The sequence below is a fragment of the Nostoc sp. genome, from assembly GCF_036919895.1.
Taxonomy (GTDB): domain Bacteria; phylum Cyanobacteriota; class Cyanobacteriia; order Cyanobacteriales; family Nostocaceae; genus Nostoc.
The window spans coordinates 91,821-108,825 of sequence record NZ_JBALBW010000049.1 but is presented as its reverse complement, the minus strand read 5'-3'; the positions used below and the strand labels follow the sequence as shown (position 1 = coordinate 108,825).

The 17,005-nt window shown below is 41.9% G+C and carries 10 protein-coding genes and 1 pseudogene; 6 read left to right on the top strand and 5 right to left on the bottom strand.

The features are described 5' to 3' along the window. Positions 1–69 precede the first annotated feature (69 nt). From V7K55_RS08865 to V7K55_RS08855, 3 genes are all read right to left on the bottom strand, one after another. Positions 70–2,706 (bottom strand): EAL domain-containing protein, encoded by a 2,637-nt coding sequence (locus V7K55_RS08865; RefSeq protein ID WP_334830244.1) that lies wholly within the window; start codon positions 2,704–2,706, stop codon positions 70–72. Between the two features lie 639 nt (positions 2,707–3,345). Continuing rightward, on the bottom strand, positions 3,346–5,130 hold the full coding sequence (locus V7K55_RS08860; RefSeq protein ID WP_334830242.1) for a ShlB/FhaC/HecB family hemolysin secretion/activation protein: 1,785 nt from the start codon (positions 5,128–5,130) through the stop codon (positions 3,346–3,348). A gap of 174 nt (positions 5,131–5,304) precedes the next feature. Continuing rightward, positions 5,305–7,080: an SWIM zinc finger family protein gene (locus V7K55_RS08855; RefSeq protein WP_334830342.1), complete on the bottom strand. Its 1,776-nt coding sequence runs from the start codon at positions 7,078–7,080 to the stop codon at positions 5,305–5,307. A 519-nt stretch (positions 7,081–7,599) separates the two neighbouring features. Here V7K55_RS08855 and lpdA point away from each other — a divergent pair. The 3 genes from lpdA to V7K55_RS08840 all read left to right on the top strand — a co-directional run bounded on the left by lpdA (position 7,600) and on the right by V7K55_RS08840 (position 10,566). Beyond that, complete coding sequence (lpdA, locus tag V7K55_RS08850) at positions 7,600–9,030, top strand: dihydrolipoyl dehydrogenase (RefSeq protein ID WP_334830240.1); 1,431 nt, start codon at positions 7,600–7,602, stop codon at positions 9,028–9,030. 169 nt (positions 9,031–9,199) lie between these two features. Next, positions 9,200–10,090, top strand: a complete 891-nt coding sequence (gene trpC / locus V7K55_RS08845) for an indole-3-glycerol phosphate synthase TrpC (protein ID WP_334830238.1) — start codon at positions 9,200–9,202, stop codon at positions 10,088–10,090. 224 nt (positions 10,091–10,314) lie between these two features. Next, positions 10,315–10,566, top strand: a complete 252-nt coding sequence (locus tag V7K55_RS08840) for a DUF5340 domain-containing protein (protein ID WP_334830340.1) — start codon at positions 10,315–10,317, stop codon at positions 10,564–10,566. A 253-nt stretch (positions 10,567–10,819) separates the two neighbouring features. Here V7K55_RS08840 and V7K55_RS08835 read toward each other — a convergent pair whose 3' ends face one another. Next, positions 10,820–11,248 (bottom strand): hypothetical protein, encoded by a 429-nt coding sequence (locus tag V7K55_RS08835; RefSeq protein ID WP_334830235.1) that lies wholly within the window; start codon positions 11,246–11,248, stop codon positions 10,820–10,822. Between the two features lie 1,093 nt (positions 11,249–12,341). Here V7K55_RS08835 and V7K55_RS08830 point away from each other — a divergent pair. Together V7K55_RS08830 and V7K55_RS08825 are read left to right on the top strand one after the other, a co-directional pair. Continuing rightward, the gene (locus V7K55_RS08830) at positions 12,342–12,989 is read left to right on the top strand and encodes a hypothetical protein (protein ID WP_334830233.1); all 648 of its coding nucleotides are present in this window, start codon (positions 12,342–12,344) and stop codon (positions 12,987–12,989) included. A gap of 84 nt (positions 12,990–13,073) precedes the next feature. Further along, positions 13,074–14,420, top strand: coding sequence for a hypothetical protein (locus V7K55_RS08825; protein WP_334830231.1), 1,347 nt, complete (start codon positions 13,074–13,076; stop codon positions 14,418–14,420). A 22-nt stretch (positions 14,421–14,442) separates the two neighbouring features. Here V7K55_RS08825 and V7K55_RS08820 read toward each other — a convergent pair whose 3' ends face one another. Then, entirely contained in the window at positions 14,443–16,044 is a 1,602-nt protein-coding gene (locus tag V7K55_RS08820; protein ID WP_334830229.1) for a peptide ligase PGM1-related protein, read from the bottom strand. Positions 16,045–16,451: 407 nt separating this feature from the next. Between V7K55_RS08820 and V7K55_RS08815 the strand changes: the two are divergent. Continuing rightward, positions 16,452–16,844, top strand: a pseudogene (locus tag V7K55_RS08815) (SDR family oxidoreductase); the annotation flags it as partial. Between the last annotated feature and the right edge of the window lie 161 nt (positions 16,845–17,005).

Below are 17,005 nucleotides of genomic sequence, written 5' to 3'. Positions count from 1 at the left end.
TTCTTATTTGAGTCCAATACATACCTAATCTACTAAAATCTACTAAACCATCAATCCTAAATCCATGCTCTAGAGAGTTGGTCGTTTACTTTCGAGGACTTCTGTAGCCTTCAGGACAGAAAGTGGGCGGTAGAATAAATAACCCTGTATTTCATCACAGTTGATAGATTTCAAGAACTCGAATTGCTCCTCTGTTTCTACCCCTTCGGCTGTTAACTTCAATCCCAAGCTTTGTCCCAAGGTAACTATGGCCTTGATAATATGAGCTACTTTAGAATCGGGCTTCAAATCTTTAATGAAAGACTGATCTATTTTCAGATTGTCGAGTGGCAAAAGCTGTAAGCGCGAAAGCGAGGAATGGCCTGTACCAAAGTCATCAATGGAGATGTAAACACCCATCTGTTTTAGATTTTCTAATACCGTTCTAGTAAAATTTAAATCCTCAATGGCTGTGGTTTCCATAATTTCTAATTCTAAAAAGCGGGCTTCTAGACCTGTTTGCTCTAAAACTGTGGTTATAATATCCACCAATTTGGGTTGGCGGAACTGCTTCAGAGAAAGATTGACAGCGATCATTATAGGTGGCAATCCTGCATCTTGCCAGATTTTGTTTTGGATACACGCTTTCCGTAGCACCCATTCGCCGATGGCGATAATTAATCCGCTTTCTTCAGCGAGGGGAATGAAGACACTGGGCGCAACTAATCCCATTTCTGGGTGCTGCCAACGTAACAGAGCCTCCATACCAGTAATTTGTCCTGTGGCAGTGTTCACACGGGGCTGATAGTACACCGTAAATTCTTCACGTTCTAGGGCATAGCGCAAACTCTTTTCTAAAGTTAGAAGTTCGGGATTTTTGGCGCTTAGAGAAACACTATAAAATTGGTAGTTATTCCGCCCTTTGTCCTTGGCATAATATAAAGCGGCATCTGCGTGCTGGATTAGTGTTTCGCCATCAGGACTGTTGCTATCAAGCAACGCAATACCGAGGCTGGCAGTCACATAAAGTTCATGCCCTTGGAGATGGAAAGGATCTTCTAAGGTTTGTAAGATTCTGTACGCCACCTGCGTTACTTCTTCAATATCATTGACTCGCGGGAGCAAGATAGTAAACTCATCGCCTCCCCATCGGGCTATAGTGTCTCCGCCTCTGAGTAAGTCTTGTAATCTTTGAGAGACGCTTCTCAACAATTGATCGCCCAAAGTGTGCCCCAGAGTATCATTAATGACCTTGAAGCGATCTAGGTCGAGGAAGATTACAGCTAAACTTTCGTTATTCCGCGTGGCGTTCGGTAGAGTTTTACTGAGCAGTTCACTAAATAGTAGGCGATTGGGCAACCCTGTCAGCATGTCATGAAGGGCTTGATAGCGAATCTTCTCTTCTACTTGCTGACGCTGCCGCGCACCAATGATACTGGCGGCCATTGTCAACAGGTTAGATTCTTCATGCTTTGACCAATGACGCTCAAAGGTGCAGTCTGCCAAGCCAATATATCCCCAGCACTCGTTCTCTAAGCGGAGAGGCACCAAGAGAAGGGATTGAATGCCATCTCTGATCAGGAATTCTTGTTCGGCGACAGGAAATTCTGAGGTGAGGCCGCTAATCGACTGGCCGCTAGAGAGAACAGCGTGCCAACGGGCTAATCCAGAAGCTTGATAAGGTTGATTCTGCCAATAGTGGTGGCTAGATTCAATCAAAGATTGCGTCCATTCAAACCGGAGGCTGACAGCTATTTCTCCTGTAGCAGGATGGAGATGGTTCTGAAAGAGATAAGCCCGGTCTGCCTGGGCAGCTTCACCCAGTAGAGCTAGAGCGCGATCGATACCAGTTTCATAATTCATTTCTCCTAGCAAATAATTGGCAGCTTCTGCAACAGCTTGTAGCAAGCGATCGCGCTGACGCAGTTCGGCTGTAGCTTGTTTTTGCTCCGTAATATCTCTAATAATAAAAGTTCTAATTAAATCACTTTCAGGCAGGTAGAGAACGGATTGCTCAAAAACTTCTGTACCTACTTCCACTTCGCGCACAAAAGAATTTTTTTCTAGATTCTTAACTGTATTCAGGAGTCCCGCTAATATTGGGTGTTGCGTCCCAACTTCTCTGAGGTTAGGAAACTTGAGAGTTGCGGCTGGATTGAGATAAGTCACTATTCCCTCGAAGTCCATCTCAATAATTGGATTGGGGATGAGTTCAGGGAATGATGCTAGGCGAGCTAAGGCAGACTCACTAGCTGCTTCAAAACCAGGATCGATAGCTAGGGTTTGAAAAGGATTGGCAGGACTGGCTTGCTCTGATAAGAAACCAGATAAGTCTTCAACATCAAAAGATTCAGAGAATGCTTGCTCTGAAATGTTGGAAATAGCATAATATTTAGCCTGAGCTTGATTGCTGCCAAAGGCAATGGCATCTCCATTTCTAAGGTTATGAGAAAAGCATTTAGCGCCATTTATAAATAAGCCATTAGTACTTCCTTTACCCTTATAGTTGCCATCAATAATCTGGAAGCCATATTGGTCAGTCTCTGGAACAGTTACTCGCAATAAAATTGCATGTTGCATTGATACTGACCGAGAAGCCAAGATAATAGTGTTTGCAGGATGCCGCCCCAGAGAATAAGTAGTCTCTCGCAAGGGGACAGTTCGCCTCCCTTCCAGGTCTTTGATGACCAACAGATGGCGTATTTTTTCCCGCTCATTTCCTAGCATGGCTGTTCCTCAATTTCTCATATATTTATGTTTTAGTCTGAAAAATAAGACTTTCAGACCACCATCTGAAAGTCTTAACTTCTAGGAAAACTTGTTTAATCAAAGTTGTCACCACCTGCGATCACAAAATTAGTGTGAATTGCAAACCAGCCCTTCTATTCATGATTGACCTTATTGAATAATATAGCTAGTTGTTGAATCAGTTTTACAGTAGAAGTTCTAGCTGTTTTCTCGACTCATTTGGACTTCCCAAAAATAAATTATTCAGTAGGGTGTGTTATGGTGTTAAGCCTAACGCATCACCTACAGATAACAGGTGAGTTACGCTATCGCGGTAACACATCCTACAACTATGATTATTGGTTGGATGGAATATTTTTAAATTGAAATCCCAGAAATAAGTTATAAACTTTGTCCCTTCCTTTACATAACCCAACCTTCTCTTTCTTAGGATACCCAGAATCAGAGCAAACACTGAATAAAATACATGGTGTATTTACGGATTTTTATTTAGAGTGGGGAAACTCCAAATTATATAAATAACCGTCTTATTTTTATTTTTTAATGGCTGTAATCCCCGACCGGTGCAGCCTATCGGAGATGAAGGAAGGAAAATAAACTATTTCTAACACCGAAATTTTAAAAAGGATTATAGAGTAAACTAAAATACAGACCGTTTTCTTGTAATGTTCTGTCATTTGAGTCAACAGATATTAAAGGAACGCCCCAGTCAAGACGAACGGTGAAGCGATCGCCCTGTGTCCAACGCAACCCCAAACCAACAGCAGCTAAAGTATTATGGTTGGGATTCTCTCTACCCGAACTATTCCAGCCAATACCAAAATCTGCAAAGGGGACAACCTGTAAGGTGCTATCTATTTGAGGTAAGCGCAGAATTGGTACTTGAACTTCCGCAGAGACAAAAGTGCCATTATCCGTTAGCAGGTAATCTTGACGATAGCCCCGAATGCTATCTTGCCCACCTAAGCCAAATTGCTCTAAAGGCAGAAGTGTTCTAGATGCAAGTTGTGTGTTTAAACGAAGTAACAGTAAGGTTTGAGGAGCTAAAAGGCGTACCCACTGTGCTTGTCCTTGCCAAGCAAAAAAACGCCCATCGGGAGCATTTTGATTAATCGTGGGATTCAATACATCTATGCCCAAGCTAAATTGAGAACGGAGGGCGATGACTTGGCGACTGTTACGACTCGTCCACTCTTGAAAAAATCGGAATGCAGATACCTTTGTGCGTCCCTGTTCATCAGCACCTAAACCGGGGAAAGGTAGTTGTTCTCCCAAAGGGCTATAAGAGGCTTCACTTTCCCGGCGAGAGGCTGTCAATCCCAGAGCAAATTCTTGGGTAGGAGTTTGAACTATGGGCTGGCGGAATGTTACTTCGTAATAGCGAGAAGCCGATTCGATATCTAAAACGTTGAAAGGAGGTTCAATGACATTACTTGACGTAGTGCCATAGTTGAAGGTAAGTGTCCCATTGCGGGGATTGAGTGGTAATGTGTAGCTTGCGTCAAAGGAATTGCTACCATCGGTATTAGTGTAAGCAACACCTAGAGAATCCCCTAATCCCAATAAGTTGGCTTCATTCAATTGTAATCGGCGGCGAAAACTGCCAACGCTAGGCGATCGCCCATTATCAAGAACTATTTGGCTACTAAAGGTTTTTGCCTCACTAACCTTGACTTCTAAAAGACTCGAACCTGTCCGCGATCCGGCTGATAGTTCAGCAGACACGTTTTGAATTAAAGGATTCAGTTGCAATAGTTGCAGTGCTTCTAGTAGACGTTGGCGATTCAGAGGTGCTGATGTCGCTATTGCTAGGCGGCTGCGGACATAATTTGGATTCAACCGCCGAGTTCCAGTTACCTGAATACCTTCTAATTTACCTTCAACCACCTGAATTTTGACAACACCAGATTGGATTGTTTGGGGTGGGATATATGCACCAGAAGTAATGTAACCATTGCTGACATATAGATCGGTAATTTTAGAACGGGCTTGATACACTTCAGTTAGCGAGATCGGTCGTTTGGTAAATTCAGCAGTGGCTTTGGCTAACTCTTTGGGACTGAAGACTGTGCTACCAAGAACTTCAAACCGTTCTACAACAATAGTTTGAGGAAAGTTGCCAAGTGGTGGTTCATCAGGTGTGGGAGTGGGGACAGAGGGGGGAAATAGTTCTGCTGGTGGGGGAAGTTGCTGTGGTAGTTCCGGTGAAGGACGTGGCGAAGGTATGGGTGGTTGTAAATCTTGTGGTGGTGGGAGTTGTCGTTGTGACAGGATAAAATTACTAGTTGGTAATTGTGTTGTATCAACAGCCTGAGCTTTCAGTGGACTAGAAGATATGCTGCTGAGTAATATAAGCAGTGGTAACTGGGACGTTATAAGATTCTGAGGATATTTATTAATCATCACACTGGACTATTTTTTGTCAGTAACTATGGGATTATACGGAAACTGTCTCAGATGTGAATCTTACTTCATCTTTTGCCGTCAAAGTTGATATCTTGGGCAAATCTCAATTTAAAAGTGAAATAATGTGGTGATTGCAGACTTCAAAGCATCGATTATTTAGACCGTAGAGTGTCAATCCATATCCCTTTGCTGGAACATTCCCATTAATTTATGTTTACGAGCGTGAATTTGCATCAAGTTTTGCCGATAGCTTAACCAGTCAGCTTTCTTCCCAGATTGCAAATAGGCGGTACGTGCCTTTTTCAACCATTCAACTGCGTAGTAGTAGTATTCGGCTTTACCTGCATCCATAATCTTTTCGGCCCGGCGACGCGCATTAGCAATCACCCAATTAGGATTGTGAGGGATAGCAGCATTCATGACGCGATTTATCAACTCGGAATCATAAGAACTGAGTTCGTTAGCGATCGCAATTGCATCATCAATTAGCCCCTCATGCAAAAATATATCTACCTTGGCTGATTCTGTTCCCCAACCACTATAAGTACGGACAATTCTTAGCAGGTCTGTTTTGACACTTTCCCAGTTTTCCCCAGCCAATTCTGCCATCCTTTGATAGTCAACAAAAGAGGGCTTGACTTGAAAAGCCGCTTTGATTGCTAATAAAGCAGCTTCACTATTACCCAACTCAACAGCTAAATCACTTGTCCAAATTCCTAATTCATACTGACAATTACCCGGTAAATTTAAGCCACTCTGGGCTATATCTAGTGCATGCTGTAATGCTTTTTGTTCGCTTAATGCTTTCGCTAGGGCAAAAGCCTCTTCCATTGAGTTCATCTGGGTTTGAGCAGCATCAATTGCTTCTTCCACCCTGCCCAAACGCCCTAACATTGTCAGATATTGTTGGGTTTGCCCTTCTGCTTTTGCTAAATACAAGTATTCTTCGTAACGTTCCTGACCTTCAAGGATTTTTAGCCGAATTAGTGCCAAATCATCTGCATAGTCTGGTACATCTTCTTCCCAAGCCCCCCTTTCAGTAATATTACCTTGGAGAACTTGTAGCAATGGTGGATAATCCCAAGCTTGGCGTAAAGCTTCCATAACTAAGCCAAAATCAGCATTCCACTCATCTTGCCAAGCTTCCAAATTTATTTGAATATCAACTTTTTCTTCGGGGGTGAGTTCAGCAGTAAGAATTGCTTCACACCAAGCCTGATTTAATTCGCCAACAATTTCATCATTTTCAGCGCCGTAATCTGCAATATCGTCCCAATTTTCTACACAGGTAAAGGTAATTGCTTCTAAAATAGCGATCGCATTTTCACCTTCTCCCCGTTCGCTAAAATCTACCGCAGTTTGCACCACACTAAGTAAATCTTCGGCAATCGGATCTTCTTCACACCCTTCCTCAAAGAAGCGCACAGCATCCCGAATAATTTGCCGGACTTGTCGCCGAATGGGAGCCGGATCGATAGTAAGGCGGCGCACGGATTTTATGGTTGTTTGCTCGACCATCGGATTCGTCATCCAACCTACATGACGGTCAATCGCCTCAATTAATGGTGGATATTCATTTACTAACTCTTGCAACAACCTTTGGGTTTGGCTACTATCCAACCGTTCGAGTAGTTGTTCTAGGGTGGGGCGCTGCTCAATATTTTCCGACTCACGGGCACAGACAAGCATCGTCGCGACAATGTGTTTGCACCATCCGTCTAAGTTGTAGGCACAGGTGCAGTTTGCTGAGGTTAACCCACTGCTATCGAAACTCAGATTGACATGATAAGGTCTCGCTTCAGTCCCTGCAACATCAGCCTGAAGCAGATGACCGCGTTGGGTAACAGCATTGACAGCACCAGCTTCATAGTATGCCTCGCCGCGTTGGAAAGATTTGGCGTTGGCATGACGGCGGATAGTAAATTCAGTAATTTGGGGAATAGACATCGAGCGATCGCCTGTGTAAATCCTCTGGATCAATCCTAAATCAAGCTTAGGTGTTAGCGATCGCGCTGTAAAGTCATTAGGAATTGGGGACTGGGGACTGGGGACTGGGGATTGGGGACTGGGCATTGAGTATGAGGTTCCGAGGTGGATGAACGGAGTTCTGAGGTGGATGAATCAGTTTCTAATTCCCCAATTCCCAATTCCCAATTCCCTTTAAAGTATAAAAAAAATAAGTATCTAGATTTGACTATAATTACTGAAAACATCCATCTTTTCGCCCGAAGTCAGTGAATCATAATTAAAGCTAGCAATACCCGAAGTTGAATCAAGAAATTGTTATCAGGCGGATGGTAGGGGAGTTAAATCGGTTGATAGTTTCCAATGTTCGCTGATAATTGTGGGCTAGGGGCTTAAACCCAGCAACAAAACTGATGGCTGATAACTGATAACTATTAAAGGGGTTGCGCTGATTGTCGGTCAAGTTGAGAATAAATAGGCGAAGCAGACGGGGAACGTAACGTGAGTCAAGGATTTGATTACGATTTAGTCATTATCGGCGCTGGTGTAGGCGGACATGGTGCAGCCTTACACGCCGTAAGTTGTGGTTTAAAAACAGCGATTATTGAAGCTGCTGATATGGGAGGAACCTGTGTTAATCGGGGTTGTATTCCTTCTAAAGCACTACTGGCGGCATCTGGGCGGGTGCGGGAGTTACGCGATGCCCACCACCTCAAATCGCTGGGAATTCAAATTGGTAGCGTGGAATTCGATCGCCAAGCGATCGCTAATCATGCTAATAATCTCGTCTCGAAAATTCAAGGGGACTTAACTAACAGCCTCAAACGTCTAGGAGTGGATATCATCAGGGGTTGGGGAAAAATCGCCGGGGCGCAAAAAGTCTCTGTAACCGGAGACGGTGGCGAAAAAACCATCACAGCCAAAGATATTATCCTTTCACCTGGTTCAATTCCTTTTGTACCTCCAGGGATTGAAGTAGACGGCAAAACTGTATTTACCAGCGACCAAGGTGTAAAGTTAGAGTCGTTACCAGACTGGGTGGCGATTATTGGTAGTGGTTACATCGGCTTGGAATTTTCTGATGTTTACTCAGCTTTGGGTTGTGAAATCACCTTGATTGAAGCTTTAGATCAGTTAATGCCAGGATTTGACCGCGATATTGCCAAACTTGCCGAACGGGTACTGATTACTTCCCGCGATATTGAAACGAAAGTCGGAATATACGCCAAAAAAGTCACCCCTGGTTCACCAGTGGTAATTGAGTTAGCAGATTTCAAAACCAAAGAAGATGTAGATGTCATCGAAGTAGATGCTTGCTTGGTGGCTACAGGACGCATCCCTGCGACCAAAAATCTTGGTTTAGAGTCTGTGGGCATAGAACTCGATCGGCGGAATTTTATCCCAGTTGACGATCGCATGGCAGTACTATCAGCCGGTGAAGTAGTACCAAATGTCTGGGCAATTGGCGATGCTAATGGGAAGATGATGTTGGCACACGCGGCTTCTGCTCAAGGCATTATCGCGGTAGAAAATATTCTTGGGAGGGAAAGAATAGTAGACTATCGCAGCATCCCCGCAGCAGCTTTTACCCACCCAGAAGTTAGCTATGTAGGTTTAACAGAAACCGCAGCGAAGGAATTGGGACAAACCGAAGGTTTTGAAGTCGCCACAAGTCGGAGTTACTTCAAAGGGAATTCCAAAGCGTTGGCAGAAAATGAAGCCGACGGTATTGCCAAAGTGATATATCGCAAAGACACAGGAGAAGTCTTAGGCGTTCACATTTTCGGACTGCACGCCTCAGACTTAATTCATGAAGCGTCAGCTGCGATCGCAAACCGTCAATCCGTCCAAAGCCTCGCACATTTAGTTCACGCCCACCCAACACTCTCCGAAGTACTAGACGAAGCTTATAAACGAGCGATCACAATTTAGGGAATGGGTACTGGGTACTGGGGATTGGGTACTGGGTAGTGGGGATTGGGAAGAATTCATTCCTAATCCCTAATCCCTAATCCCTAATCCCTAATCCCCAATCCCTAATCCCTAATCCCCAATCCCTAATCCCCAATCCCTAATCCCCAATCCCTAATCCCCAATCCTTATGCAAATCCGTCGTCGTTCCCCTAATCCAGCTATTGATGTATCGATATTACGTTATCAGGTAGCCGTACCTGATGCCGCGCCAAACAACATCTTAGAAGAAATTGTCTGGCAGAAAGAAGTAGAATACGATCTGATGCGGGAAAAGGTTCCTTTGCAAGAATTGCGGAAGCAGGTACTGACTGCGCCGCCAACTCGTGATTTTGTCGCCGCTTTGCGCCAAGGTAAAACTAAACCAGCATTGATTGCGGAAGTGAAAAAAGCTTCACCTAGCAAAGGCGTTTTCCGAGAAGATTTTGACCCAGTAGCGATCGCCCAATCTTATCAGCAAGGTGGTGCTAGTTGTCTTTCAGTGCTAACCGATGTCAAGTTCTTTCAAGGTAGTTTTGACAACTTGGCCAAAATTCGGGCTGCCGTAGATTTGCCCTTACTATGCAAAGAGTTTATCATTTATGCTTATCAGATATACTTAGCACGGATTCAGGGTGCAGATGCTATTTTATTGATTGCAGCTATCCTGAGCGATCAAGATTTGAAATACTTCCTCAAAATTGCTAACAACCTGAAAATGGCAGTCTTGATTGAAGTTCATAGCTTGGCAGAACTTGACCGAGTGCTAGCTTTAGATGGGGTCTACTTAGTCGGAATCAATAATCGCAATTTGGAAGATTTCTCTGTTGATCTGCAAACTACTTGCCAACTTTTAGCTGCAAGGGGTAGCCAATTGCAGGAGAAAAACATTCTTGTTGTCAGTGAGTCAGGACTACACAACCCAGATGATTTGAATTTGGTGCTTACAGCAGGTGCATCTGCTGTACTCATTGGAGAATCTTTGGTAAAACAACCAGATCCCGGCGCTGCGATCGGCCATATCTTGCCGAGGAATTTCTGAAATCAACACCTCCCCTGTACTTCTTTGTGCAGGGCAACTAATGAGGCATACTATGCGTAGATACGCAGTACTTTGATGTCAAGTATTATAGATTCTTTGCCAAATCTTCATCGCTAATCAAATTAAAGCATAAGCAACTAGTTATTTAGTATGTAACAATTCATTTACAAGAGATAAAGTTTAACTAATACAAAATTCCAGATATGAAATCAAAATTGAACTTCATGGAGCAAATTCCTCTACCTTCACCTATTCACTACGAACTTATACTTCAACTTTTAGAAAGACAAACTATGTTAGCAGTAAATGATAATCCAGATTTACGGCATCAGGTAAATCAACTAATTATCACTCTGCGTAAAGCTGCGGTGCAACAAAAGCGACTAGAAGAAATCTGCGAGTTTACCTCTGTGACTGTCGATCACCGTTGGTCAATTAACCATCAGAAGGATAGTAAAGTTGTTGTTCCCGATTGAAACTAATAACTTAATATCTCAACTTTAAATTTTGCATCTTTGTTAAGATAGCTTTCTATTACCAGAATATCTCTCTATGTATTAAAGTCCCAGTACTCAAAAGTTCCGCCGCACTTGCTCGACTCAAAATGCACAGTTTGGGGTGTAATTTAAAACGTGTAAAATATCCTCTAACACTTCACATTAAGTAGTGGCACATATCTAGGCAGCACTACTTAATAAATAATATAAATCTCTTTTTATCTTTAATACTTTAATATCTGCTACTGGGAAAAAGTAGAATATCTATGAATTCGCCCACTACCAAACCCAATACTGCTAGAACTGTTAATATCCAAAATGAATCTAGTTTGTTGAAGCCAGAAAAGCGCATCTCCAAATCAGCTAAAAGTGTAGTCGTTAAGGGGATGATAAAAAGCTTTAATAATAGCGCCCAAGTTGCTACAAAAGCAATTGATATACTTAAAAATAATCCAACAGCTAAAATTTGAGAACCAAATTCAACAAAACGCTCTAACCAAGAAGTACTCTTTCGCACTATAGCTAAAACCATAGCAGCAACAAAAGCTCCCACCAACCAAACAATATGATTAGCAGCAAGATACCATCCCAGAAGAGTGTAAGCTAGCAATAGTAATACTAAAGGCATCAAAGGAATCCTGCTAAAAAATTCCACATTCATACTGCCAAGGCTTGTAAAAATAACAACTTAGTATCTTAATTATAGTCAAAGCTTGTCACCACTGAAATTCTCAAATATACCAACTTTACTCAGGATATTCCTCTATCTACAGGGCAAATCTAAGTAATACTTTTTCGTTATGACAATATATAGATTCAGGAGTCTGAGTCTAAGACGCTGAGAAAATTTATAGCGACAAAAGCTTGTTAAAACGTAAATTTTATACATAGTCATCTAATTTGACTTAGTTTGATGCGATCGCTTGTAGCTTAAAATTCAGATAATCAAGCTTATCCAGCAATTAGAATATATTTATCGTCAGTGTGCCTGTTAACTATAGGTTATATTTGAGACACAGCATTAATAGTTAAAGAACAAGAGTACTAAATTTGAAAGTACTAATGATATATAAGTAAATTGACTTTAACTCTCAGCTATTTGCCATGCAATTTAATGAAGAGATGGTTGCGATTCATAGTGTACAACTTTGATAACTGTCCACAATAGTGTTGCATGTCTCAAGCTCATGGTAATATTATTTTACTGCCAGGAGATATTATTTTATACATAAAATTATTACCATGCTGAAACAGCTAGTTAGGTGTGCTACCTCCAAAAAACAAAAAATTATTCAACCCAGCAACGAAATCAACAAAAGCACCAATGTGCAAAGCATAGAGCTTTTGAAAGTCTGCTTATACTAAGATACGAAAGAGCTAAAAAAGCCTTTTTTAGAAATCATGGTAGCCAGCGAATAAGGCATAAAAGCCTCTTAAGAATGGCAAGAATTTAGGTGGCACTAAATATAAAAGTGTTGACTCAATGCCAATCGTTTTTTGTATACGTAAAAGTATCAAAAAGCCTAATTTTACTTGTCAACAATACATTGAAGTTTTATGTTTTATTTAGATATTTATTCTATTCGCACTTAGTTACCTATATATAAAACCTATGTGATTGCTGAAAACTTAAGTGACCCTCGACCAAATGAGGAAAACACTTAAATTTAACAAACAATCTAGGACTGCTAGATCAATCCTGATTTAGTAACAACTTGATTATTGACAACATAAGCAAAAGTAACAGGAAAACCATGAATATCATTGTTCGTTTGTTTGGTGCGATCGTTCTGCAAGTATCTGCATTGGCTGCGATGTCTAGCATGGCAATGTCTGATGACAAACCCTTGCGCGTCCCTACTCAAGAGACTCCTATTATTTCTCAACTGAAAACAAAAACAACACACAGGATTTGCTCTTTAGATCCCATTGAGGAATTGTTACCTCCACCTCAGAATAAGGCAAATAATTCTTTGCTTTCTTACCTTGCAGAACAGGGTTTTACACAAAATAAAGAGGGTTCTTGGGTCTGTTATGCAAACGATCCCAAAATAGAAGGGCGTTACTTCACTATGTTTAAGGTTAAACAAGTTGATGGCAGGCTAATCGCAACTTCTTTTCTAGATGAGGGTAGTCTGATTCAAGGGCAGCAAAATCGGAGCTTGGACTTCTTTATGATGCTGATTGAGCATCATCTGAATGCTAGTCAAGAGAACCGTCAAGGCATACGTAGATATTTAGAAGCCTTCGTTTCCTTAGTAAAGGAAGGGAAGATCAAACCCACGCGTCGTGGATTTCTTTTCGACCAGCCAAACCGGGCATTGGTCTTATATCACACACTCTCATCAGGAAATCTCAAAGGTACCGGAATCACGATCAACATTTCTTTACCTAAGAGTTGAATTGGGATTGGGGATTGGGGATTGGGGGAGACGAACCAATGCCCCATGCTCAATTAAATTGCTGTAGTTTTCTGGAGGTGCATTTTGCCTAAATCAATTTTTCAAAGAATTGCGGTGTCGAAAGCGGTTCGTTTTGCAACGATCGCATTTTCATCTGTTGCAGTAGCACTCACTACATGTCAGTCTGCTTCTGCACAGCTCAATATTGGCCGTTATGGTATCCAACAAGGATTGGAGTCTGAGTATCTCCAGTACCAAATCAATAACCAGAATTTAAGCCAGATGCGAGTCATTCCTGGATGTGATGTAGGATTTGGCCTGACCTGCAATAAAACTGGAGCGGTAATCCAACGATTAGTAGAGTTAAACAGCGGGAATAGCTATGAAAACCTCTTGATCCGAGCAGCCGGTGGGGAGAAAAACTTCCAGAATTTCGCTAGCTTTTACGGTAACAATCCCAATCTCTATTCGGTGCCTTTCGCCTCATTTTGGAGAAACGAATCCCCCGCCATCATGGATAGCTCTCAATACCTTCTTGGACAAGGTATTGGTCGCAATCCAGTAGAGGGACTTGGACTTGTAACCAACCAGTTCTACTGGGCACCATACTCAGGAGTCAATAATCCAGTCAGCCTTCGTAATGGATTACTAGACTTGAAATTCTCATACGGACGACTGTTGTTTGAAGAGGCCTCAAAAATTGACAATATCAAAGAACAGATTCAATCTCTAGGTCTGTCGCCAGAAATGACGAATTTTTATTTGAATAAACTCTCTACAGGCCTAGATGCGTTGAATTCTGGAGATCAAAACCAACTCCAAAAAAGGATTTTTGAACTATTATCCTATCCATACTCCGAAAATGGTGGGGAACTTGGACGACCCAACAACGCAATCCCACAGGAATTTAATCAGATATTAGGAGAAGATGTCCCGGGCGATATATTGCTGAGTGACACTCCACGACCGTTGGACGGAGAAGAAATAGCCCTTGATACTTTCCCTGGGACTGAGGGAGATGTCTTAGTACCAAACAGTTCTGATTCCTTCCCACTCTGGCCAATAATCGGAGCCGGGGGTCTTGCTTTAATCCTGTTTTTATTACTTAATGGCGATAGTTCTTCAGCTCAGGCAGCTGTTTCTTCAGTTCCACCAGCTGTTACTCCAGTTCCACCATCTATTACTCCAGTTCCACCATCTGTTACTCCAGTTCCACCACCTATTTCTCTCACCAACAAAGGCGAATGCGATTTGACTGCTAATGGTTCCAATCACACACAGATAGTCGAGATTCCATGCAATGTTGCTCCTAAACCCCCTATAGAAGTGAAGAAAGTAGTGGAACCATCAACTATCAAAGCGCTTGTATTGCTAATCGTTCTACTATGCATAGTCCGTTACAAACACAGAACTTTAAAAATCCGTATTTAGTCCACGTTCCTAAGCAGATTCCTTAACTATGTTCATCCCAAGCGACGGGAAAAGAATAATCTGAAAACGCCGAGAAATCATGATTTTCGCTGCGGGTTTCTTCATCAAGAACTTTGACAACTTTGTTATAAATGTCTTGTGCTTGTTGTGGGGAATCACCAATACTGGTTAATCCCAACTTGCCAAACTGCGAAAGGCAACCCATAAGATGAAATACTGTGCCCGTTTCTGTACCACTGTCGAAGTGCAGTCTGTGGTGAGCAATGATATCCATCAAATCATTAGGCAATAATCCCTGATAGCGCTCTTTTTGGAGATTATCGGTGGCAATGTAGTATTTCGGGCGACCTTGCTGACTATAAAATAAACCTGTGGAAAGGTCATAGCGACCGTTCGTTAATAATTTCAGAGTCATGAATGGGTGAGTTGTACCGCCTTTACGCAGGTTAATTTCGATCGCCTGAATATCCCACTCTGCGTTACCCTTGTCAACGGCGATAAAATCTACGCCAAATCGCTCTAAAGCGCCTTTTTCTGCTAACTTTCTGCCAACTTGTAGCCCCAATTGCTGTAATTCCAATCGATAGCTTTCATCAGCCGGAAAGCGACAACCAAGATAAATTTGACCGTCTGGGCCTCCAAGAATTTGGTCGTGGGTTGAAAGGATTTCCACTTCCCCGGTGGGTGTAATGCGTCCTTGGACACTGGGCGATCGCTTAATTTCCCCTTCCACAAATGCTTCGGTGATTGCCCCTAATTCCGGGATTCTTCCCGAAAAATTATCCCAAGTCTCTTGTTTTGCTTGAAAGCGCATTGTTGAGAAGCGATCGCTAATTGCCTCTACCCTTTGGGCATGAGTCCCTTTACCTGGTGCTAAATTCTCAATTGGTCTAAGATCCAACAATGCATTCCCTTCTCCCGAAATGCCTTCATTGAGTTTCACCACTAACCGTTTTAATCTCGGTTGTCGTTCCCATAAATCACCGGTAGCTTCTGCCAAATCTGTGTGGTTCCAAATTTTTTCGGTGCCATCTGGATGTGGTACTCCGCTTTCGGCGAAGATTTGCCGACTGCCACTTTTTGTCCCCCAAGTTTGTAAATCTGGTGCGGCAGCATACAGTGGTACACCCAATTTTACAGACAATTCGCCTTCCCAGTGCGAAGAGTTGTAGCAGATCATAAACGATTTGTCTAGCCTTAAAGATTGATGAATCCGCTCTAGCAAGCGGGGACGTTCTAAAATCTTTTGGCTCAGAGGCTTAAGGGAGGAATCATAAGTAGAAAGTAGCAGCAAGCGATTGCGAGCATGAGAAAAAGGAATTCCTGGCAACAGTTGCAGATAATAATCAATGATACTCGGATGCAAGGGTACTGATGTTACATAAACCAGCCGAGTCCGGGGATTCTGCAATCGAATTAAGGAGAATAGTAATCTTTCTTCATAATGCTCGCAGCCTTCGATCTTTTGGAGTTCCCGCCGATCGAGACTTAGGGAGGGAATAATTAAAATATCCGCTTCACTATTGTCAAATGACTCGATCGTTTTCCAGCGATCGCTTAGGGTTAATTGTAAGTGGCGAAACTTTTCAACCTGCTCTAACTCGGAAATATTTAATATTGCCATAACCCCTACCCTCTAATGATCTCAATGTAGCGCACCACGCAGGCTTTTGGGCTATTAATTTGGGGAATAGTCGTCAAGGACTTTTGCAACAAATATAGTCTGCAAGAAGTTAACTATATAAATATCAGCCTAAATAAATATTAACATTAACTAAAATCGATGCTATAAAAGAGGGTATTTTGCGATCGTGAAGTAAAAAAGTAGAAATCTTTATTTTTATTTAGCAAAAATGGCACTATTGAACCGAAGAACAACTAGAACGAATTTTCCGCACTAATCTAATATAGGACTCATATTTGATTTTTGAAATACACGTAGGGTGTGTTAGCATCAGCGTAACGCACCAAAAATGTAAGGATTCAGGTGCGTTACGGCTTACGCCTAACACACCCTACATATACTTGTATTTTTTCATAATTAAAGCTGCGCTCAAGCATTTACAAGCAGGCAGTTCTATTATCAATACCACATCGGTAACAGCTTATAAAGATAGCCCACAACTACTAGATTATTCTTCTACGAAAGTTGCTATTGTTGCCTTTAATCGCTCCTTATCACAAAATATGGGGTCAAAAGGAAGTCGTGTTAATGCTGTCGCGCCAGTACCGATTTGGACACCTTTAATTTATTCAATTTTTCCCAAATAAAAAGTTGAAACTTCTGGTAAACAAATACCAATGCAACGAGCCGGACAACCAGAATAAATTACTCCTAGCTACGTATATTTAGACTCTGTTGATAGTTCTTATGTTTCTGGGCAAGTGTTGCATGTCAATAGTGGAGATGTTGTCAATAGGTAAGTGAAAAAGTTAAGAATTAGGAATTAGGAATTAAAAGTTATAACCGATATATTCGACGATATATTTTTCATTTATAACTTTTAACTTCTCACTCTTAACTCTACCCTCATAGTCTTCCATTGGAGGGATGAGCTAATCTTTAAATATTGATAATGTATTTA

What these genes read in the sequence shown, in the direction of transcription:
- V7K55_RS08830 (WP_334830233.1), top strand. Translation starts at nt 12,342, where the DNA reads ATGAATATCATTGTTCGTTTGTTTGGTGCGATCGTTCTGCAAGTATCT.
- V7K55_RS08860 (WP_334830242.1), bottom strand. Translation starts at nt 5,130, where the DNA reads ATGATTAATAAATATCCTCAGAATCTTATAACGTCCCAGTTACCACTG.
- trpC (WP_334830238.1), top strand. Translation starts at nt 9,200, where the DNA reads ATGCAAATCCGTCGTCGTTCCCCTAATCCAGCTATTGATGTATCGATA.
- V7K55_RS08865 (WP_334830244.1), bottom strand. Translation starts at nt 2,706, where the DNA reads ATGCTAGGAAATGAGCGGGAAAAAATACGCCATCTGTTGGTCATCAAA.
- V7K55_RS08835 (WP_334830235.1), bottom strand. Translation starts at nt 11,248, where the DNA reads ATGAATGTGGAATTTTTTAGCAGGATTCCTTTGATGCCTTTAGTATTA.
- V7K55_RS08840 (WP_334830340.1), top strand. Translation starts at nt 10,315, where the DNA reads ATGGAGCAAATTCCTCTACCTTCACCTATTCACTACGAACTTATACTT.
- V7K55_RS08855 (WP_334830342.1), bottom strand. Translation starts at nt 7,080, where the DNA reads ATGTCTATTCCCCAAATTACTGAATTTACTATCCGCCGTCATGCCAAC.
- V7K55_RS08820 (WP_334830229.1), bottom strand. Translation starts at nt 16,044, where the DNA reads ATGGCAATATTAAATATTTCCGAGTTAGAGCAGGTTGAAAAGTTTCGC.